The 19,085-nt window shown below is 60.1% G+C and carries 17 protein-coding genes; 11 read left to right on the top strand and 6 right to left on the bottom strand.

All coding sequences use genetic code 11. The annotated features are described in order from the left end of the window. The 6 genes from Q0288_RS01735 to pruA form a co-directional block, all read left to right on the top strand. On the top strand, window positions 1-1,822 hold a 1,822-nt coding region (locus Q0288_RS01735), incomplete at its 5' end, for an HD domain-containing phosphohydrolase (RefSeq protein WP_299426219.1). A gap of 137 nt (window positions 1,823-1,959) precedes the next feature. Further along, window positions 1,960-3,135: a methionine adenosyltransferase gene (metK, locus tag Q0288_RS01730; RefSeq protein WP_299426216.1), complete on the top strand. Its 1,176-nt coding sequence runs from the start codon at window positions 1,960-1,962 to the stop codon at window positions 3,133-3,135. Between the two features lie 89 nt (window positions 3,136-3,224). Further along, a complete protein-coding gene (locus Q0288_RS01725; protein WP_299426213.1) occupies window positions 3,225-3,881 on the top strand; it encodes a GntR family transcriptional regulator in 657 nt (218 codons plus the stop codon). Window positions 3,882-3,934: 53 nt separating this feature from the next. Then, the gene (locus Q0288_RS01720; protein WP_299426211.1) at window positions 3,935-4,858 is read left to right on the top strand and encodes a proline dehydrogenase; all 924 of its coding nucleotides are present in this window, start codon (window positions 3,935-3,937) and stop codon (window positions 4,856-4,858) included. 2 nt (window positions 4,859-4,860) lie between these two features. Further along, entirely contained in the window at window positions 4,861-5,262 is a 402-nt protein-coding gene (locus Q0288_RS01715) for an ACT domain-containing protein (RefSeq protein ID WP_299426208.1), read from the top strand. A 34-nt stretch (window positions 5,263-5,296) separates the two neighbouring features. After that, window positions 5,297-6,844 carry an L-glutamate gamma-semialdehyde dehydrogenase gene (pruA, locus tag Q0288_RS01710; protein WP_299426205.1) on the top strand — a complete coding sequence of 516 codons (1,548 nt, stop codon included), beginning with the start codon at window positions 5,297-5,299 and terminating at the stop codon, window positions 6,842-6,844. 126 nt (window positions 6,845-6,970) lie between these two features. On the opposite strand, the gene Q0288_RS01705 is transcribed toward pruA, so the two are convergent. Further along, window positions 6,971-7,432 carry an HD domain-containing protein gene (locus Q0288_RS01705; RefSeq protein WP_299426202.1) on the bottom strand — a complete coding sequence of 154 codons (462 nt, stop codon included), beginning with the start codon at window positions 7,430-7,432 and terminating at the stop codon, window positions 6,971-6,973. Window positions 7,433-7,587: 155 nt separating this feature from the next. Between Q0288_RS01705 and Q0288_RS01700 the strand changes: the two genes are divergently transcribed. Continuing rightward, the gene (locus Q0288_RS01700; protein WP_299426199.1) at window positions 7,588-8,238 is read left to right on the top strand and encodes an aquaporin; all 651 of its coding nucleotides are present in this window, start codon (window positions 7,588-7,590) and stop codon (window positions 8,236-8,238) included. Window positions 8,239-8,307: 69 nt separating this feature from the next. Here Q0288_RS01700 and Q0288_RS01695 read toward each other — a convergent pair whose 3' ends face one another. Further along, the gene (locus Q0288_RS01695; protein ID WP_299426196.1) at window positions 8,308-8,973 is read right to left on the bottom strand and encodes a uracil-DNA glycosylase; all 666 of its coding nucleotides are present in this window, start codon (window positions 8,971-8,973) and stop codon (window positions 8,308-8,310) included. Between the two features lie 325 nt (window positions 8,974-9,298). Here Q0288_RS01695 and Q0288_RS01690 point away from each other — a divergent pair, with 325 nt between their 5' ends. The 3 genes from Q0288_RS01690 (at window position 9,299) to Q0288_RS01680 (ending at window position 12,606) form a co-directional block, all read left to right on the top strand. Beyond that, window positions 9,299-10,774: a nitronate monooxygenase gene (locus Q0288_RS01690; protein WP_299426193.1), complete on the top strand. Its 1,476-nt coding sequence runs from the start codon at window positions 9,299-9,301 to the stop codon at window positions 10,772-10,774. Between the two features lie 221 nt (window positions 10,775-10,995). Then, window positions 10,996-11,937 carry a VWA domain-containing protein gene (locus Q0288_RS01685; protein ID WP_299426190.1) on the top strand — a complete coding sequence of 314 codons (942 nt, stop codon included), beginning with the start codon at window positions 10,996-10,998 and terminating at the stop codon, window positions 11,935-11,937. 297 nt (window positions 11,938-12,234) lie between these two features. After that, window positions 12,235-12,606: a lysozyme inhibitor LprI family protein gene (locus Q0288_RS01680; RefSeq protein ID WP_299426187.1), complete on the top strand. Its 372-nt coding sequence runs from the start codon at window positions 12,235-12,237 to the stop codon at window positions 12,604-12,606. Here the strand turns inward: Q0288_RS01680 and Q0288_RS01675 are convergent. Continuing rightward, window positions 12,590-13,150 (bottom strand): hypothetical protein, encoded by a 561-nt coding sequence (locus Q0288_RS01675; protein WP_299426184.1) that lies wholly within the window; start codon window positions 13,148-13,150, stop codon window positions 12,590-12,592. The genes Q0288_RS01680 and Q0288_RS01675 overlap by 17 nt on opposite strands. A gap of 75 nt (window positions 13,151-13,225) precedes the next feature. On the opposite strand from Q0288_RS01675, the gene Q0288_RS01670 reads away from it, so the two are divergent. Beyond that, the gene (locus Q0288_RS01670; protein WP_299426182.1) at window positions 13,226-14,431 is read left to right on the top strand and encodes a cyanophycin synthetase; all 1,206 of its coding nucleotides are present in this window, start codon (window positions 13,226-13,228) and stop codon (window positions 14,429-14,431) included. A 167-nt stretch (window positions 14,432-14,598) separates the two neighbouring features. Here the strand turns inward: Q0288_RS01670 and Q0288_RS01665 are convergent, their stop codons facing one another. The 3 genes from Q0288_RS01665 to Q0288_RS01655 form a co-directional block, all read right to left on the bottom strand. Beyond that, window positions 14,599-15,516, bottom strand: coding sequence for an Ig-like domain-containing protein (locus Q0288_RS01665; protein ID WP_299426180.1), 918 nt, complete (start codon window positions 15,514-15,516; stop codon window positions 14,599-14,601). Between the two features lie 3 nt (window positions 15,517-15,519). Beyond that, window positions 15,520-17,880: a helix-hairpin-helix domain-containing protein gene (locus tag Q0288_RS01660; RefSeq protein WP_299426177.1), complete on the bottom strand. Its 2,361-nt coding sequence runs from the start codon at window positions 17,878-17,880 to the stop codon at window positions 15,520-15,522. Window positions 17,881-18,005: 125 nt separating this feature from the next. After that, window positions 18,006-19,085: aminotransferase class III-fold pyridoxal phosphate-dependent enzyme (locus tag Q0288_RS01655; RefSeq protein WP_299426174.1), on the bottom strand; the 1,080-nt coding region annotated here is incomplete at its 5' end.

The raw sequence follows: 19,085 nt of genomic DNA, 5'->3' as shown, positions 1-19,085 counted from the left end.
TCCCCGCCTTTACGTATCGCCCGGCTTTGACGATGATCCCGAAGAATACGCCGCGCTGGTGCCCGTCCAGGATGCGCATGGCGAGGGCTTTGGGGTGGTGATTGCCTGTTCGCTGGCCGCGTTTGAGCCGGAGGATGCAGCAGTGCTGGAATCCTTTGGCCGGGGGGTCGGACAGGTGTTGGCCCGGTTGGAAGCCCAGGCTGCCCAGGAGCGCGAGCTGGCCCGCCTGCAAACCCTGACCCACACCAGCCAGCGTCTGACCGCTGCACAAACCACCGAAGAGCTATTGCAACGGATTGTGCAAGAAGCTTTGGAGCAGACCAGGGCTTCGACCAGCCTGGTCACGCTCTATCGCCCTAAAGACGACGTGCTCGAGGTGGTGGCGGCAGCAGGCCATGCTGCGGAGCAGGCCGCAGGCACCCGGCATGCGCGGGGCGAGGGTCTGGCCTGGCAGGTGCTGGGACAAGGCAGTTACTTGTATGTGCCCGATGCTTCCCCAGAAACCGGCGCAGTTTTCACCTCGGGCGACCGGGTTAAGGCGGCCTATCTGGGGGTGCCGCTGGGCGATCCAGAGGGGCGAACGGTGGGGGTGCTCTCGGTGGATACTGCCGGAGCAGGGGGTGAGATACAACTCCAGGATCGCTATGCGCTGGAGGCTCTGGCTAAAGTGGCTGGGGTGATGCTTTCGCGGCTGCGAGCCCTCGAGCAGGCCTACCAGCAGACCGACAACTACCGGGCGCTGGTTCAGATGTCCGCCGACCTGGAGGTGCTGGACGACCCGCAGAACATGGCCCGGCGGGCCATCGAAATCCTGCTGGGGCTTACCGGGTTGCACGCAGGGGGAGTGTTTGGTTTCCGGCCCGACAGCGAAGACCCTCAGAGTGGTCATCTGGAACTTCAGGTACGGCACGGGCGATCCGAAATGGGTGAACGCCTGGTCCACCTCCACAACCTGCCGGTGCGAATGGGGGAGGGCTTTATGGGTAAGGCCCTGGCAACCGGCCAGACCCAGATGCTGGAAGACTATCAGACCTGGGAAGGAGCCTGGCCCAGGCTCAAGGATCTGGCGCTGCGTACTGCCATTACCACCCCACTGCAGGTTAGGGGCCAGCCCTACGGGGCCCTGACCCTGGCGAGCTTCAAGCACAAGGTTGCCGTTTCAGAAGAAAACATTTCGCTGCTCGAGTCGGTCGCGCGGCGGTTGGAACGAGCCTGGGAGCGTGTCCGACATCTTGAAGAAATCACCCGCACCCGCGAAGATGCGCTGCGCTCGCTGGGTTTGGGCCTGGAGCTACGGGACCTCGAGACCAAAGGCCACACCGACCGGGTGGTGGCCCTGACCGAAGCCCTGGGGCAGCGCCTGGGCTTTGCCGACCTCGAGGGGCTGCGCATGGGGGCCTACCTGCACGACCTGGGTAAGCTGGCGATCCCGGACTCGATTCTGCTCAAACCCGGCACCCTCACCGATGCCGAGTGGCGCATCATGCAAAGCCACTGCAATATTGGATTTGGCATGCTGGAAAACCTGGGCTTCTTGTCCCAGACGGCTCGAAACATCGTGCGCTATCACCACGAGCGGGTGGATGGATCCGGCTATCCCTTTGGCCTGACCCGCGACGAGATTCCCCTCGAGGCCCGCCTCTTCGCGGTGGTGGATGTGTTTGATGCCCTCCTCCAGTCGCGCCCCTACAAAGCGGCCTGGAGCCAGCAGGATGCCCTGCGCGAGTTGCGCAAGCAGGCGGGCGATACCCTCGATCTCCAGGTGGTGCAGGAGTTTATTGCCCTGATCAGCTACCAGGTTCGAACCAGAAAGGGGTTGTGAAAAGAGGGCCGGGGTAGCCCTCATCTGCTGCTTGCGATGCGATAAACCGCGTTCGAGTTTTGTGAAACGAAATCGGCCCGGGGGTGCTATACTTTGTCGGCTGACGCAGCTTTACTGTGCGGCGCGGGAGGACAAAGTTGCAGCGACTGGTAACTTCAGAATCGGTGACGGAAGGGCACCCCGACAAGCTAGCAGACCGCATTTCCGACGCGGTGCTGGATGCGATTCTGACTGAGGATGCCAGGGCCAGGGTGGCCTGCGAGACCCTGGTGACGACTGGCCTGGTGATGGTCGCAGGGGAGATTACCACCGAGAGTTATGTGGACATTCCCCGCCTGGTGCGCCAGACCGTCCTCGAGGTGGGCTATACCCGTGCCAAGTACGGCTTTGATGGCGACACCTGTGCGGTGCTCACGGCCATAGACGAGCAGTCACCCGACATTGCAGCCGGGGTCAATCTGGCTTACGAGGCTCGAGTTCTGGGCTCGAGCGACCCTTTCGACCAGGTGGGTGCTGGCGACCAGGGCCTGATGTTTGGCTATGCCTGCGACGAAACGCCCGAGTTGATGCCCCCACCCATCTGGCTGGCCCATCGTATGACCCGCCGTCTGGCCGAGGCACGTAAAACCGGAGAAATTCCCTATTTGAGACCCGATGGTAAAGCCCAGGTGACGGTGGTGTATGAAGGCCAGAATCCGCTGTATGTGGGTACCGCCCTGGTCTCTACCCAGCACTCCGAAGAGGTTGCGGCAGACCAGATTGGCCATGATGTTCGTACCAGGGTTATTGAGCAAGCCATTCCGGCACAGTATCTAAGCGAGGATACTCTGTATCTGGTCAACCCCGCCGGCAAATTTGTAATCGGGGGGCCCCATGGCGATACCGGCCTTACCGGACGTAAAATTATTGTGGACACCTATGGCGGCGCAGTTCCCCACGGAGGGGGGGCTTTCAGCGGTAAAGACCCCACCAAGGTAGACCGCTCGGCGGCCTATTATGCCCGCTACATTGCCAAGAATATTGTGGCTGCTGGCCTGGCCAAACGGGCCCTGGTTGAGCTGGCCTACGCGATTGGCAAAGCGCGTCCGGTGGGGATGCGGGTCGAAACGTTTGGAACCGGTGCAATTTCCGACGAGCACCTCACCAGGATCACCCAGAAGATCTTCGATGCACGCCCCAGAGCTATCATCGAAAACCTGAACTTGATGCGGCCTATCTACACTGCTACCTCGGCCTATGGGCACTTCGGGCGCGATGGATTTCCCTGGGAAAAGACCGATCAGGTAGAGGAGCTGCGCAGGCTGCTATCCTGACACCAGCGGAAGTGCCGGGACGACCCTCACACGGTTCTGCGGTGGGGTTTGACCTGGACTTGGATCAATATGTATACTGTATACACACTATGAGCGACTTCCGACGACCCCACTCGGTGCGGGAGGCTGCCTATGCGCATTTGCGGGGTTCGATTCTGGCGGGTTCCTTGCCGCCGGGTTCGCGCATTTCCGAGCCGGGGCTGGCCGAGCAACTCGGCATTAGCCGCACCCCGGTGCGGGAAGCCTTGCAACGGCTATCCCAAGAGGGCCTGGTGGAGCTGTCGCCTGGCAGAGGGGCGAGGGTGCGCATTCTCTCGGCAGCGGAGGTGCGCGAGGTCTACGATGTGCGGGCCTTGTTGGAAGCCGAAGCCGCCTCCCTGGCCGCCCGGAATGCCGGGACGGCTGAACTGAGCGCGCTGGAAAAACAGCTCCTGGTGCTGGATGCTCTGCCAGCAGATGACTACACCCGACAGATGCAAGTAGATTTCGATTTCCATACGGCCCTGGTCGAGGCAGCCCACAACAAAACCCTGGCCCGTATTTATGCCGATTTGCGCTCGAGCCTAACGCTCATTCGCTCCTTCCAGCGTACCCTCTCCCAACACCCCAAGACCCGTCAGCAACACCACAACATCATCAAGGCCCTCAAAGCCCGCGACCCCGAAAAAGCGGCTCAGGCGGCCCGGGAGCATGTGCGCTATTTTCGCGATCTGGTAACCAGTAGCCTGGAACAGGCCTGGACTTGAACTGACGCGCAGACGAATACGATAGATTTGAACCAGCGTGTGGAGGAATACCCATGGATCTGAATCAGCGCTACCGCTCGTTTGTGCTGGCGATTGCCCAGAATCCTGGCATCAAAAACCTGGTACTTACCCGTGGCCGTAATTTTGCCCGTCGCTTTATTGCAGGCGATACCCTGGAGGAAGCCCTGCGGGTGGTCGAGACGCTCGAGCGTGACAAGGTACATGCCATTCTCGATTTGTTGGGTGAGATGGTCACTTCCGAGGCCCAGGCCCAGCAGTTCAAAACCGAGATCGTCCGGCTGGTGCAGGAGTTTGGGGCCCGGCCTTATCCCAAATATATCGCCCTCAAGCTTACTCAGCTGGGCCTCGACCTCTCCGAAGACCTGGCTTATTCATTGATGGTTGAGATTCTGGCCGAGGCACGGAAGGTGGATTGCTTTGTGCGCATTGACATGGAAGATAGCCCCCGGGTGGATGCCACCCTGCGCGTCTACCGGCGGCTGCACGAGGCTGGTTTCGACCACACCGGGGTGGTGTTGCAAAGCTACCTCAAACGCACCGAGCAAGACCTGCAAAACCTGTTGCCGCTCAAAACGCCGGTGCGCATCGTCAAGGGAGCCTATAAGGAACCTGCCGAAGTGGCTTTTCAGGACAAGCGTATGGTGGATGCGCAGTTTGTGGTGCTGTGCAAGAAAGCCCTGGAAAACGGCCTCTACACGGCCATTGCCAGCCACGATCCCTACATCCTCGAGGAGATGAAGCGGTGGACTGCCGAGAAAGGCATCGGACGGGATCGCTTCGAGTTCCAGTTGCTCTACGGGGTGCGCCGCGACGAACAAAAAAAACTGGCCGCCGAGGGCTATACGGTGCGGGCGTATGTGCCATATGGCACCGACTGGTATCCCTATTTTTCGCGCCGAATTGCCGAGCGGCCCGAGAACCTGCTCTTTGTAGCCCGTAGTTTGATTCAGGGATAACCATGGCACCGAAACCTGATCTGCACCTTTTGGAAGACCAGTATGCCATCTGCCAGCTCGAGGCTTCCAGCCTCATTCCAGCCTGGGCGATGGGCGAGGGCTTTTTGCGCATCAGCCGTAGCGAGGAAGAAGTGAGCGTGGTCTGCCATCAGAACCGCGTACCTCCCGAGATCAAGGCCGAGCGCGGCTGGCGCTGCATCCGTTGGGTAGGCCGGTTCGACTTTGGCCTCCCTGGCATTCTGGCTTCGGTGCTGAATCCGTTAGCCAGAGCCGGGGTCGGCATCTTTGCGGTTTCGACTTACAATACCGATTACGTGTTGGTCAAAGCCCACGATTTAGATCGAGCTATGGCGGCCCTCGAGCGGGCTGGACATGTGGTGAGCGGTGTTGCTCTCGACCCTTAACCCCCGACCCTTAACCATCACCGAAAGGAGCTATATGACCCCCGAACCCTACCGCCCCGAACACATCGAAACCTTCCAGAGCCCCGAAGCCTTTGAGGCCATGCGCAAGGCCCTGGCTGAGGTGCGTGCCCAGTTTGGTCGCCACTATCCCCTCGTCATCGGGGGTGAGAAAGTCCATACCCAGGCCACGGTTACCTCCACCAACCCTTCCAACCCCTCGGAGGTGATTGGCGTGAGCGCCAAGGCCGGTATCGCCGAGGCCGATGCTGCGCTGGACGCGGCCTGGCGAGCCTTCAAGAGCTGGCGCGACTGGCCCCAGGAGCATCGTAGCCGGGTTTTGCTGAAGGCAGCCCAGATCATGAAACGTCGCCAGCGCGAGCTCGAGGCCTGGCTGGTCTACGAGATCGGTAAAAACTGGGTCGAGGCTGCCGCCGACGTGGCCGAGGCCATAGACTTCATTCGCTACTACGCCATCACGGCCCTTAAATACAAAGACGGCGCCCCAGTGGTTCCCTATCCGGGCGAGGATAACGAGGCTTTCTATATCCCGCTGGGGGTGGGGGTGGTGATCGCCCCCTGGAACTTCCCGCTGGCAATTCTGGCCGGCATGACCGTTGCCCCCGTCGCGGTGGGGAACTGCGTGGTTTCCAAGCCTGCCGAAGACACGGTGGTGATTGCGGCCAAGCTTTTTGAGATTCTGGAAGAAGCCGGTCTTCCACCCGGGGTTGCCAACTTTTTGCCAGGGTCGGGCAGCGAAATTGGGGCCTATCTGGTACAGCACCCCCGCACCCGCTTCATCAACTTTACCGGCTCGCTCGAGGTGGGGCTTCGGATCAACGAGAGCGCGGCCAAACTTTCGCCCGGGCAGATCTGGCTCAAGCGGGTTTTCCTCGAGCTCGGTGGCAAGGATGGCCTGATCGTGGACGAGACCGCCGACCTCGCTGCCGCAGCCCAGGCCACCGTGCAGAGCGCTTTTGGCTTCCAGGGGCAGAAATGCTCGGCAGCCTCGAGGCTGATCGTGGTAGACGGGGTACACGACCCACTGATGGAGCAGGTTCTGGATCGCGTCGAAAGCCTGATTGTGGGGCCTGCCGAGGAAAACCCCGACATGGGGCCGGTGGCCAGTGCAGCGCAGGAAAAAACGGTCTTATCCTATATCGAGGTCGGACAGCAAGAGGGCAGGCTGGCCCTGGGGGGGCGCAGGCTCGAGGGCGGTGGCTTCTTCATCTCACCCACTATTTTCGACCAGATCTCGCCAGATGCCCGCATCGCCCAGGAAGAAATTTTTGGCCCATTGCTCTCGGTCATCCGCGTACCCGACTTTGAGGCCGCGCTCGAGGTTGCCAACGGTACGCGCTTTGGTCTGACGGGCGGGGTTTTCTCGCGCCAACGCGAACGCCTGGAACGGGCCCGCCGTGGGTTTCATGTGGGCAACCTCTACCTTAACCGCAAGATTACCGGCGCGCTGGTAGGGGTACAGCCTTTTGGCGGCTTCAACCTTTCGGGCACCGATACCAAGGCCGGGGGGCCGGATTATCTGCTCAATTTTTTGCAGATGAAGAGCGTGACCGAACGCTTCTGAAACTGGCTTTAGAAAGTCACGTCGGTAGTTTTGTACGTGCTCGAGAGTCCAATTCCACTTTTGAAATAAAGCCTTGGCGCGGCAAGGGAGTGGTACATCTGCCGTCCCTCCCGGGCAGAGCCGGTATCAGAACTCCTCGTCCACCTCGTGCAACCGCTGGGCCCAGAGGCTCTCTGGCTGGTGGTGCTCCCGTACAATCTGGGCTACCTGGGGGTCGAGAATGCGCATGGCCGCATACTGGGGGTGGTGGTGGCGAATTTGCCAGGCCCCCCGCAGCCCTTTTTCCAGCGGCTCGATCGGCACATCCAGGCTCAAAAGTCCGCTCAGAATGCGTTCTAGAGGCCGGTAGGGCCGCAGGGCTTTGCCGCTGTCATGAAGTAGGGCTGCTCGCACCGCAAAGCTGGGGGCATCGGGATAGCGTTCCAGCAGTCGCCTGGCCACCTCAACCGCATGCTCTCGATCCCGAACGTCCATCGCTTTGTATAGGTGGGCCTCGTCAATGCTGAGTTCTGCCAACGCCCAGGCATCGTCCGGCTCGGCCTGGGACAGGGCGAAGGCCTTATACAATCGCTTTAGACGCAGCCACACGTAGTTATCCTACGCATTTTTGGGAAGTCTTTGTATCAGATCCAGCCATTTGTAGGAACCCTGGGGCTGCGGTAACGTTTTTTGTAAATGCCAGAGCCTGGGAAACGTTTGTGTAAATGCAGGAGCCTGGGGTAACGTATGGGCGGGAGGAAATAATGAATATACGCGCTCTAATCGCAGAGTTTCTGGGAGTTTTTACCTTGTGCTTTGTGGGAATTGGGGCCATCGCGGCCACCCAGGGGGGCGATCTGATGGTGATTGCCCTGGCCCACGGTTTGGCGATCGGCCTTTCGGTAGTGGCCCTGGGAGCCATCTCGGGGGGCCATTTCAACCCCGCCGTGACCTTTGGTATGCTCATCACCGGGCGCATTACTCCGGTGGGCGCGGTGAGCTACTGGGTGGCCCAACTGCTGGGAGGGCTGGTAGCCGCTTTCTTCATCGGCGCTATCTATAGTGGAACCGCTGTAGCCGACGGAACCCCGACCCCTGGAGCCAACCACACCGCCATCCAGGCTTTGATGATGGAAATTTTCCTGACCTTCTTCCTGGTATCGGTGATTTTTGGATCGGCAGTCTTCAACAACTATAACTTTGCTGGGCTGGCCATTGGTCTGGCCATCACCATGGACATCCTGGCTGGGGGCGCTGTTTCTGGGGCAGCCATGAACCCTGCCCGTGTTCTCGGCCCAGCCATTATCGGGGGCGAGTGGGCCGCCCACTGGGTCTACTGGGCAGGCCCGCTGGTGGGCGCAGGGCTGGCTGCTTTGCTCTACGACTTTCTGTACAGCAAACGGGCCAGTAGCTGATCGCCGGTAGCTAAAGACCAGTCATGCCGGGAGCGCTCTTGCTCTCGGCATGGCTCCATTGATTGCAGGCTACTGGCTAGTGGCCAGTATTTTCGCCCGCTCGAGAATCGCATCAAACATCGCTACCGTCAGTTTCCCAGTACTGGTGTTCTGGCGGCTGACGTGGTATGAACTCAGTAGAATCCCCTTTCCAACGAGGTACTCGCTTCCATGTGCAAAGGGATAGGCCGATTTGCGCAGACCGTGATAATCCAAAATTGCGTCGTGGGCAATTTTACCCAGGGCCAGGTAGACCTTGATGTGACTCAGAAAAGCCAGTTCTTGCCGGGTCCAATTGGCACATGTACCGATTTCGACCGGGGTGGGTTTATTACCGGGTGGGGCACAGCGCACCGAGGCGGTGATATAGACGTGTTTCAGCTCCAAACCATCCAGCCGGTGGACTGCGTGGGGTTGATTTGAGAACCCAGCGCGGTAGAGCGCCGGGTACAAAAAATCGCCGGAGGCATCGCCGGTAAACGGCCGCCCGGTACGGTTGGAGCCGTGAGCGCCGGGGGCCAGCCCGAAAATCAAAACCCGGGCGCCAGGGTCGCCAAAGCCCGGCACGGGTCTGGCCCAGTATTCGCAGTCACGGTAGGCGGCGCGTTTTTCTTGCCCAACGTGTTCGCGCCACTCCACCAGCCGGGGGCACCGGCGGCAGGCCGTGATTTGGACGTGGATTTCCGCAAGGCTCATGGGCATAAAATCCAGTCACACATTAGCGCGAGTCCCACAAAGGTGTCCTTCCTGACTGGTGCTAAACAACGGATCCACATGGTTCAAGGGGCTACCCTTTTCTGTGTCAGCAGTTTACCTCGTTCTGGCAGATATTTTTGGGAGAAGATGTTCGTCTGCACCATCCGGTAAGGGGTCTGGGAGTGAGGCCAGGTTGAGACCCGTTCTTCTGTACTGGGTACAAACTGCAGGGCAATTGGACATTTATCTCGAGGTTTTAATCCTTTCACCCCGTACAATCGAGCGTCGCTTAGTCTCGCTGGTTTTTTCTGGGAGGTTTATCCAAGTGCAAAGTCTTTCTAGTGTAGCCCTACCGCGCATCATCCAAGGCGGTATGGGCGTGTCTGTTTCCAACTGGCGTCTGGCCAAAACGGTTTCATTGTTGGGGCAACTGGGGGTTGTTTCTGGAACCGCCATGGATACCGTGATGGTGCGGCGATTGCAGGATGGCGACCCCGGTGGGTTGGTGCGCCGGGCACTGGCTGCCTTCCCCTTCCAACAATGGGTCAAGCCTGTGCTGGACAAATATTTCCAACCCGATGGTCGTCATGATCAGCCCTACAAAAGAATCCCGATGCCCAGCCGTTTGGGCGATACCGCCTCGCAAATCATGTATGTGCTGGGGGGTTATGTGGAGGTGTTTCTGGCTAAGGAGGGGCATTCCGGGCTGATTGGGGTCAACCTCCTGACCAAGCTACAAATCCCCACCCTGGGCACGCTCTATGGGGCCATGCTGGCTGGGGTGGATTATGTGTTGATGGGAGCGGGAATCCCCCGTGAGATCCCCGAGGCGCTCGACAAACTGGCCGCCGGTGAGACCGCCTCACTCAAGATTGATGTGACGGCCTGGACGGCCACAGAAGCAGCGCGGCTCCAGTTCAATCCGCAAGAAATAGCCGACGAGGCCCAGACCCTGAAGCGTCCCAGCTTTTTGCCCATCATTGCTTCCAACTCACTGGCCACCCTGTTGGCTCGCAAGGTAACGGGAACCATTCAAGGCTTTGTGATCGAAGGCCCCACCGCAGGCGGGCACAACGCCCCCCCTCGCGGGGCACCGGTTTTTGACGAGCGTGGGCAGCCCGTGTATGGCGAGCGGGATGTGGTAGATCTGGAGCAGATCAAGGCCCTGGGTCTGCCTTTCTGGCTGGCGGGTGGAACCGGCTCGCCCGAGGCCCTGGAAAGAGCGATGACCCAGGGTGCGGCAGGCATCCAGGTGGGAACGCTGTTTGCCTACAGCCAGGAGTCGGGCTTCGAGGCCGACCTCAAGCGGGGAGTTCTCGAGCGAGCCGCCAGGGGGGAGGTCAGAGTCTTTACCGACCCCAAAGCCTCGCCCACCGGCTTCCCGTTCAAGGTAGCGGAGGTGGAGGGCACGTTATCGGAAGCCGAGGTTTACCAGGCTCGCACGCGGGTGTGCGATCTGGGTTATCTGCGCGAACCCTTCCAGACCGCTGAAGGAAGAGTCGGCTTCCGCTGCGCTTCCGAACCCATTGACCAGTACCTGGCCAAAGGGGGAGAACTGGCCAATACCCAGGGGCGCAAATGCTTGTGCAATGCGCTGATGGCGGCGGTGGGGCAGGGCCAGGTGCAGAAAAATGGTGACCACGAGTTACCGCTGGTGACGAGTGGGGATGACCTCGAGCGCATGGATCGGTTTGTGGCCCAGTTTGGCACCCAGTACAGCGCCCGGGATGTGGTGGCGTATTTGCTGGGCGATACGGTTCTGCCGGAGCCAAAAAACCAGCAGCTGGTGGTAGGTGGATAATTTTAACCACCTGGGGTTTGAGGTCGTATACATCGAAGTTGTACATATCGAAAAGGCTCCAGGGACGGAGCGGTCGCCTCTGCCGCCGCTTAATGAATATTTTTTGAAGAACAACCGTAAATGGGCCTACCATTTGGTACCGGATTAGCGGGCAAACTCGAGGGGTAGTTTATTTCCCGAAGTATGGCCGACCAGGCTGGCCCTCGAGCGCGAGGTGGGTTGTGGGGTTTCAGTTTCCGCTTTTGCTTCTGGGGTTGCTCCTGATACCGCTACTGGTATGGGTTTACTGGCGCAGGGTACAGAGCGGACACGCGAGTGCCCATGTGCTCTATCCCAACCTGGCGCAGTTTGCTGGCATTGCTGAGCCGCGCTGGAAACGCCACCTGAGCGCTTTGCTATATGGCCTGGCGCTGGCGCTGGCAATTCTGGCGCTGGCCCGCCCCCAAGCCACCATTCCGGCCCCCGACAATCTGGCAGGGGTGATGCTCGCGATTGACATTAGCCGTTCGATGCGGGCGCAAGATGTTGAACCAGATCGCTTTACGGCGGCTAAAAAAGAAGCCCAGAATTTTGTACGTGACTTGCCCGATGGGGCCAAGGTAGGGCTGGTGAGCTTTGCGGGATATGCCACCCTGGAAGTTGAACTAACCACCGATCACCAGCGCATTATTGACCAAATTGAATTGCTCGAGATGGCCCGAGGCACTGCTATCGGGGAAGGACTGCAAGAGAGCCTCAAAGCCTTTCCGGTAGACGAAAACAACAAGCCTCTGGGGCCTTCTACGGTAGTTCTGTTGTCTGATGGCCGTACCAACCGGGGTATAGACCCGCTCGAGGTCACCCCCATCGCGAAGCAAATGGGTGTGACCGTGCACACCATTGGCCTGGGCCGGCGGGTCCACAACAACGAACCCGACCTGCTGTGGGGTGGTTTCTGGATGCAGTTTGATGAAGAAACCCTGCGCTCCATCGCCGAGTCCACCGGAGGACAGTACTACGCTGCCGAGTCTGCTGAAGCCTTGCGGCAGGCCTACCGCAGCCTGGGCCGGGTAGTGGGCTGGAAACCCCAGCGCACCGAAGTCAGCAGTATGTTCGGGCTGGCTGCTGGCCTGGTGCTGGCCTCGAGTTTATTGGTGGCCGGTTTCCGCCGTAGGGTGATTTAAGCAGCGCAATATCGCGCGGGTCAAATCCATAAGCCCATCTGCTATCTGCACGGTCACAGTCGCAGCGCCTGGAGGTGGGCCGAACCGGATGCCGCGACCAGCCCGCTCTGGTGGTACGGTGTACGCCACGATAGAAATTTCGGGGATAGTTTTACACGGTGTACTGCTGGGGTTTGCGTCGGCGCGGCTCTGTGGGTAGCGCAAATACCTGACGGGGAGATCCTTACCAGTCAAGTGACCTGGGGCGTGTAGCCCTCGAGGCTCGCCCGGTCTGAGTACACTGTAGCGGGAGGTCATATGAAAAATCTGGCCGTGCTGGGTTTATTGATAGCCGGAGGTTGGGGTCTGGCCGGAGGCTGCGACAATCCCGGTGCCGACTTCGATTATGTCTACTGTGCAACCCAGCTTTTTGTACAGACTGACAGAGAAATCAACGATGTGTATCGCCAGCTGGTGGGCTGGCTGAGTGCCGAAGGACGCACGGTGCTACGTACCTCGCAACTGGCCTGGATCCGTAGTCGCAATCAGCAGTGCACACGGGTAGATGCCGGTTCGCGCACGGTCAACCTGGACTGCGCCACCCGCATGACCCAGGAGCGCACCGGTTTCCTCAAGGCCCGCATTCGCGAGTGTAGCAGTACGGGCTGTGTGATTAGCCGCTTGCGCTGAAGGTTAGCTGTAATAGTTTATCGCGCAACTCGAGGTTCTCAAGCTGGGCTTGTGGGTTGGTCTCCAGCCCCATCGCCTGGATGCTTTGCCGAAACGGTGCTTCTTGCAGGATTTTTTGCAGGAGTGGCTGGAGGTGGAGCTCGAGTTCCATGCTCCTGCCCAGTTCCAGCAGCCCTGGCAGCCGCCGGTTGGCCTGGGCAGCCACCATTTCCAGCACCTTACCAGGCACTAGGTTGAGCACGGGCCCTCCGCGAAACCCCGAAAAATGCAGGTGTTCAACCCGTAGTCGCAGGATCTGGCTTTCGCGCAAATAGCCCAGTGCCTGCACAGCGAGCCTCAAGGCCGGGCCAGTGGAAAACTTAACCTCTGCCTCGCAACGATGTTCGCTCAGCTCGAACTGGCGCAGTTCCCCGCGTTGCAGACGGCCCAGGGGAAAGCGCAGCAGCTTGACCGGTACGTCTATCCTGGCAAGCTGGCTGCTGATCAAGCCCTGCAACAGGGCCTGACTGAGCTCGAGTTCCATGCGGGCGTGCAGCAAACTCATAGCCCCTATTATCCAGTACGCCACTGAGAAGTGCTTGATAGAACAACGGATGAAAACCGCGATAAACTGAGACCCGTGACCTATTCCGAAGCGGTGGAGTGGTTGTTCATACAGAGCCGCGCAGGTGCTCCCAGGGGCCTATCACGAATCCGGGAATTGATGGAACGCCTGGGCCACCCCGAAGCTGCGCTGCCGACCGTTCACGTGCTCGGAACCAACGGCAAGGGCAGCGTTGCTGCCTACCTGGAGGCTGCCTTCAAAGCTGCCTCGGTGAGCTTCGGCGTGACCACCAGCCCGCACCTGGTGGACTTTCGGGAGCGCATTCGCACCCATCTTGGCTTGATTGCCGAGGCCGAGGTAGTGCATTTTGTGGAGTGGGCCAGGGGGCAACCGTTCATTGAACCAGTTGCCTTTTTCGACCTCACCACCGCCCTGGCCTTTGCGCACTTCGCCTCGGTTGGCGCCAGCATTATGGCAGTTGAAGCCGGGGTGGGAGGGGCTCTGGACGCCACCAATGTGCTGCCCAGAGTGCAGATAACTGTTCTGACCAATATAGAGGCCGACCATCTGGAGACCCTGGGAGGTACGCTAAAGACAGTGGCCATGGACGAGGCGGGTGCGATCCGTGCGGGCGTTCCTGTGGTCACAGCTGCCGAGGGGGTTGGGCTGGAGGTTGCTCGTTGGATTGCTGCCGAGCGGGGCGCACCGCTGTACGTGCTTTCGGAGAACGACCCGATTTTCGACCTGAGCGTTCAGCCCTCGCTGCGGGGGCAGTTCCAGTTGCAGAATGCCCGTCTGGCGGCAGCCGCCTTGCGATTGTTGAACTATGACGAGCAAACGATTTCCAGAGGTTTATCCACCGCTATTCACCCAGGCAGACTGCAACCGTTAACTATTCTGGGCACTCAGGTGGTACTCGATGGAGCCCACAATCCCCATGCAGCCAGGGCTCTGGTGAGGGAGTTTGCAGGGTTTCACCTGGTTTTCGGGGCATTTCCCCGCAAGGACTACCGCAGTATGTTGCAAACCCTGCTGCCCAGGGCCCGCAGTGTGCGCTACTGCCTCGCTGCCAGAGGCGCGCTTACGGGAAATGAACTAATCCTGGAGTTCGATGCCCCCTACTTTGTGAATCCTGTGGATGCTCTCGAGCACGCCATCCAGTCTGCGCAGCACGATGGCCTGCCTGTACTGGTGACGGGTTCTTTGTACCTGGTGGGCGAGGTGCTCAGACTGCTGGAAGAGCAGCCCTTGGCCAACCTTCCCCCCATCAAAGCGGTCTGATGGATGCGGTTGCGGTATAAGCCACCACAAACCTCACAAACCACAGGGCGGTTTCGATCAAGGATCGTTTGATTGCAGGTTTTATACCCATGTGGTATGCGAACCGCCCTCCGGGAGGCGCTTTCGGTCGCAGATACCCCCGTGATACTCCCTCCAAACCGCCTTTGTTAGCGCACGATCAGGTGGATGACCTGAAGCGGTGGATCCGTGGGCGAGGCCCCAATGGGGCGAACTTCGTAGGTGATGGGGCCAGGGCCAGGGTCTGAACGGTAGCTCCAGCCACAGGCGGCATCCAGGGCAACCTTCCTGCTGCCCACAATGCGTTCGCCGCGCCTGACGGTGACGGTATAGCCATGCCCTGCGCCCTCACCGCCAAAACGGAAGGGGCGGGCAACGGCCTGCCCATCGCTAAAGGAAAGGGTGAACTCTTTGGTGCAATCGGCTGCGGTTCCGCCAGCGGCCGCAACCGTGACCTGGATGCGGGCAGCGGTGCTTGCGCTGCGCACTTCGTAGGTGTGTTGTCCTGCTGCGGGGGCGGGTACCGCCAGCGTCCAGGTGCCATCGGGGTGAACCATCACCCTGCCCAGGCTGGTGTTGTCCTCGAAGACCTCGAGCTCCTCCCCCGGTGCACCCCTGCCGCGCAACTGGAAGGTTCCAGCCGGCAACTGCGCGCCGCTCGCTGGTTCGCTGATGCTGAGGCCGCTCCTGGGCATGGGCACCGTAAAGGCAAAATCCGACCCTGGCGCAAGGTTGGTTCCGCTGGCCTCTACCGGCTGTAGCGTGAGGGTGTAGTCCCCCGGCGCGCCAAAGCTGAAGCCGGGCAATGCCCACTGCCCATTGGCCCCGATGCGTACCGGCTCACCGACCCGGGTGCCGTTGAGGAGTAGCTGAATAAAACCCCCTGGCGTACCCGTACCGCTCAAATCCACCGAAGGGCCGTCAAGGGTTCCCTGGATCGGAGCGGTGAGGGTGGGGGCCGTTGCTGCAACGCCCCCCTGCCAGGTTCCGCAAAAGAACAACAGTATGAGCAGGAGAATAGCGCCGAGCAATTTGATCCAGTCGTAGGTAGTCCAGGCCCTGGCCATGTGCTATTCCTCCCTTCCAGCCTTAAGGCGGGCGATATACTCCTGGAACCCAGCTTCGTCGCCCCGCACCAGATAGGCGGCCTGGCGGCTCCAGGTGGGAATGCTGGGAGCAAAGCTCATGCCGGCGGCCTTAATGGCAGCGTGCAACTGGCCCTCACTGGCCTCCTCCAATTCCTCGAAGGTGGTGATGCCTGCGGCTATCAGGGCATCGCGCATCTTGGGCCCAATGCCTTCGATGCGGGTCAGATCGTTGACCTTGCGGCGGGTGCGTGCGGTGGTGGCGCGGCTGAGCTTGTAGACCCCATGCACAAAGCGGCGGGCCCCCACGATCCACTCATCGAACTCGAGGTCTTTACCGATAATCTCACCCAGTCGGACTTCGGGCGTGCCGGCCAGGTCTTCGAAGGTCTTGATGCCCGCTTCCCACAGCTTTTGCTGGTAAGCGTTGCCTATGCCCTCGATCACCCCCAGGGGGTCGTGGCCTTCAGGCACCACCTCAGCCCGGGAAGTGCGGCTCTGGGTGACGCGGTAACCAGTCACTTCCCTGGGTTGCTTGGGTTTAGACTTCCGTGGTTTGGTCGGTCGGGCTGGCGTCGCAGCAGCGACCCCGGTATTCTCGGCCTCCGATACCCTGGTTTGCAGAGCCGCAAAATTAGCGGCCAGCGTATGGTAGTCGACAACACGCTCCTGAGCCTTGGTGAGCTGGGCCTCATAATCGGCGATGCGTGTTTGCAGGGCGCGGTGGTTGGCCCGCATCTGGCCCTGGTCTTCATGGGCGTTTTTGAGCTGGGATTCGTAGTCGGAAACACGCGCCTGTAATGCCAGGTAGTTGGCCTTGAACTGCTCCAACTCGGTCTTGCTGCTGCGGGCGGTTTCCAGTTCTTTGCGCAAACTCTCGACCTCTCCGGAAAACCAGTTGCGCTCTTCTTCCATCCTGGCCAGGCGGGTGCGCAGGTCGGTCAGGGCTTTACGGCTTACTTCCAGATCCTGGTAGGCTCCTTGCGACTGGTTGAGATCGGCCCGGAGTTTCTGCGCTTCGGCCTGGAGTTTGTTGCGCTCGGCAATCGCGTTGTTGCCGGTGGTGCTGAGGTTGTCGAGGCGTGTGTGCAGTCCCTCTACCTCGGCCCGCAAGTGGTCGCGTTCGCCCGCCACGGCTTCGACTCGCTTACGCAGGGCATCCAGTTCGCCGGCATACTGATTGCGTTCGTTCTGCATGGCTACGATACGGGCCTCGAGAAGGGTGGGTTGCAGGTTGCCAAACCGTGCCCGGAGGGCCTCGAGGGCAGCCAGGCTTCCTCCCAGCCCGGCCAGTCTGGCAGCGAGTCTGGACGATTCTTGCTGGTGTCTATCCCGTTCTTGCTCCAGGGCGCCCAGACGGGTTTGCAGGCTCTGTAGCTCACTGGACAGGTGGCCCTTTTCGCCCTCGAGGGCCTGGGAGTTCGCCTGGAGTTTTTGATAATCGGCCTCGAGGTTGGCATAGCGGGCCTGTAGACCACTAAACTCATTTTTGTATCGCTCAATTTCGGCTTCCAGCGCCCCTATTTTGCCCAGGTCAACCTCCAGACTGCCGATGCGATCCCGCAAGCCCTGCAACTCACCCTCCCGTTGCTTGCGCTCGTGCAGCGCGGTTTCGTAATCGTGGCGCAGTCTGCCCAACTCGCTTCTGGCATGCGCCGCTTCCTCCTGGATGGCGGCCAGGTGGGCCTCGAGTTCCTCGGGCTGCTTGCCGCCAAAGCGCTGGCGCAAGCCCTGCAAAACTGCCATCAGCCCATCCATGCTTGCTAGCCTGCTGCTCAGATTGCCAGCCTCAGACCTCTGCTCATCGCGGTCCTGACGCAGGGCCTCCACCTGACGGCTCAATACAGCCATCTCGCCCTGGTAGTTCAGAGTCTGGGTGGAAAGCCGGTTGCGCTCGTTCTCGAGATGCTCAAACCGGGCTAGCAGGCCGTCGTAACCAGCTTTGAGCTTATCCCGCTCGCCCTGAAGGCTGCCCAGACGGGCTTGCAGGTTGGCTAGCTGGGTCTGGAGAGCCTCGAAATCTTTGAACTGCCCTTCCAACCCCTGAATTTTGAGCGTCGCAGCTCCCAGTTCCTTGCTGACCGTGCCAAAGTTGGCCTTGAGTGCGTCAAAATCCTGTACCTGAACCCGCAGGCTCGCCAATTCCTGTTCGGTCAAGGCCAGCCTGGACTGGGTGGCCTTATACCCGGTCAGATCGGCCTGGAGCCGCCCCAGTTCGGCCTGGGCCTCGGTCAACTGGTTTTGCAGCCGGAGGGTATTGCCCCGGAACAGCCAGCTCAATAGCCAGCCAAGGAGCCAGAAGATCAAGCCCCCCAAAAGGAAACTACACCACTCAATCCATCCCATGAACCCTCCTTACGTCGGTTTTTTGGGTAATTCATAGGGACTTTTCGCAGTCCGCTTTCAGTCTAGCAAAGGCGGATGTAAAAAATGTAAAAACTCATCTGCACGCCACAAATGCTATGCGGACGTTATATATGCCGGGAGCTCAGCACGGTATCAAGGGTCTCGGCCAGGGCGTTGACCATCTCGTCCACCTCGGCCTCGGTGACTACCAGGGGTGGGGCCATGGCAAAGCCGGTATCGTTGCAGCGCACGATGACCCCTTTTTTCCGGCTTACCTTCATCAACTGGCTGCCGATGCCCTGAGAAGCATCAAAGGTCTTTTTGCTGTTTTTGTCCTCCACCACTTCAACCAGGGCCATCAGACCTTTGCCGCGCACGTCGCCCACATGGGGGTGGGACTCGAGTTCTCTCAGTCGCCGCAGGAGCTGTCCCCCCCGCTCGGTAGCATTGAGCCAGAGCTGTTCGCGTTCAATTATATCAATGTTGGCCAGCGCGACCGCACAGGCGACCGGGTGTCCCGAATAGGTGAAGCCGTGCATGAACATCCGGTCTGGTGTGGAGATCTGCTCGAAAATTTGCGGACTGACCCCCACTCCACCCAGCGGCACATACCCCGAAGTAATGCCTTTGGCAAAACTGGTGATGTCGGCCTGGAACCCGTAGGTGGTCTGGGCAAACATCTCTCCGGTGCGACCAAAGCCGGTGATGACCTCGTCGGCAATCAGCAGAATTTGGTGCCTCTTAAGCACAGGGGCAATGGCCTGCCAGTAGCCTTCGGGGGGCGGAACCACGCCCCCAGCCCCCTGTACCGGCTCCCCAATGAAAGCCGCGATGGTCTCGGCCCCTTCTTTGGCAATCAGATCCTCGAGCTCTTTAACCAGCATGGCCACAAACTCGGCCTCCGAAGCCCCGGGGTTGTTGCGGTAAGCCAGCGGCGCACTCAGGTACAAAAACCCTGGTGGCAACGGCCCAAAATCGGCATGATAGGCTGGGACGCCGGTAGCTGCCAGCGCCCCCATGGCGATGCCGTGATAGGCCATGCGACGCGAGATGATCTTGTTTTTTTCGGGCTGACCCGACAAAGCCCAGTAGTAGCGGGCAGTTTTGAGGGCCGTTTCGTTGGATTCGGCCCCGCCGGAGGTGAACTGGAAGTGGGAGTGGTGCGGTAAAAGCCGGTGCATTTTGGCCGCCAGCTCGATCACCGG

The organism is uncultured Meiothermus sp., assembly GCF_937863175.1.
In the GTDB taxonomy this organism is placed as follows: Bacteria; Deinococcota; Deinococci; order Deinococcales; family Thermaceae; genus Meiothermus.
The sequence above is the reverse complement of the archived record's forward strand: the minus strand, read 5'-3'. Positions and strand labels throughout refer to the sequence as shown.

Coding starts and splice junctions, on each gene's coding strand:
- Q0288_RS01725 (WP_299426213.1), top strand. CDS start 3,225: ATGAGCGACTTCCGACGACCCCACTCGGTGCGGGAGGCTGCCTATGCG.
- Q0288_RS01720 (WP_299426211.1), top strand. CDS start 3,935: ATGGATCTGAATCAGCGCTACCGCTCGTTTGTGCTGGCGATTGCCCAG.
- Q0288_RS01715 (WP_299426208.1), top strand. CDS start 4,861: ATGGCACCGAAACCTGATCTGCACCTTTTGGAAGACCAGTATGCCATC.
- pruA (WP_299426205.1), top strand. CDS start 5,297: ATGACCCCCGAACCCTACCGCCCCGAACACATCGAAACCTTCCAGAGC.
- Q0288_RS01700 (WP_299426199.1), top strand. CDS start 7,588: ATGAATATACGCGCTCTAATCGCAGAGTTTCTGGGAGTTTTTACCTTG.
- Q0288_RS01695 (WP_299426196.1), bottom strand. CDS start 8,973: ATGAGCCTTGCGGAAATCCACGTCCAAATCACGGCCTGCCGCCGGTGC.
- Q0288_RS01680 (WP_299426187.1), top strand. CDS start 12,235: ATGAAAAATCTGGCCGTGCTGGGTTTATTGATAGCCGGAGGTTGGGGT.
- Q0288_RS01675 (WP_299426184.1), bottom strand. CDS start 13,150: ATGAGTTTGCTGCACGCCCGCATGGAACTCGAGCTCAGTCAGGCCCTG.
- Q0288_RS01665 (WP_299426180.1), bottom strand. CDS start 15,516: ATGGCCAGGGCCTGGACTACCTACGACTGGATCAAATTGCTCGGCGCT.
- Q0288_RS01660 (WP_299426177.1), bottom strand. CDS start 17,880: ATGGGATGGATTGAGTGGTGTAGTTTCCTTTTGGGGGGCTTGATCTTC.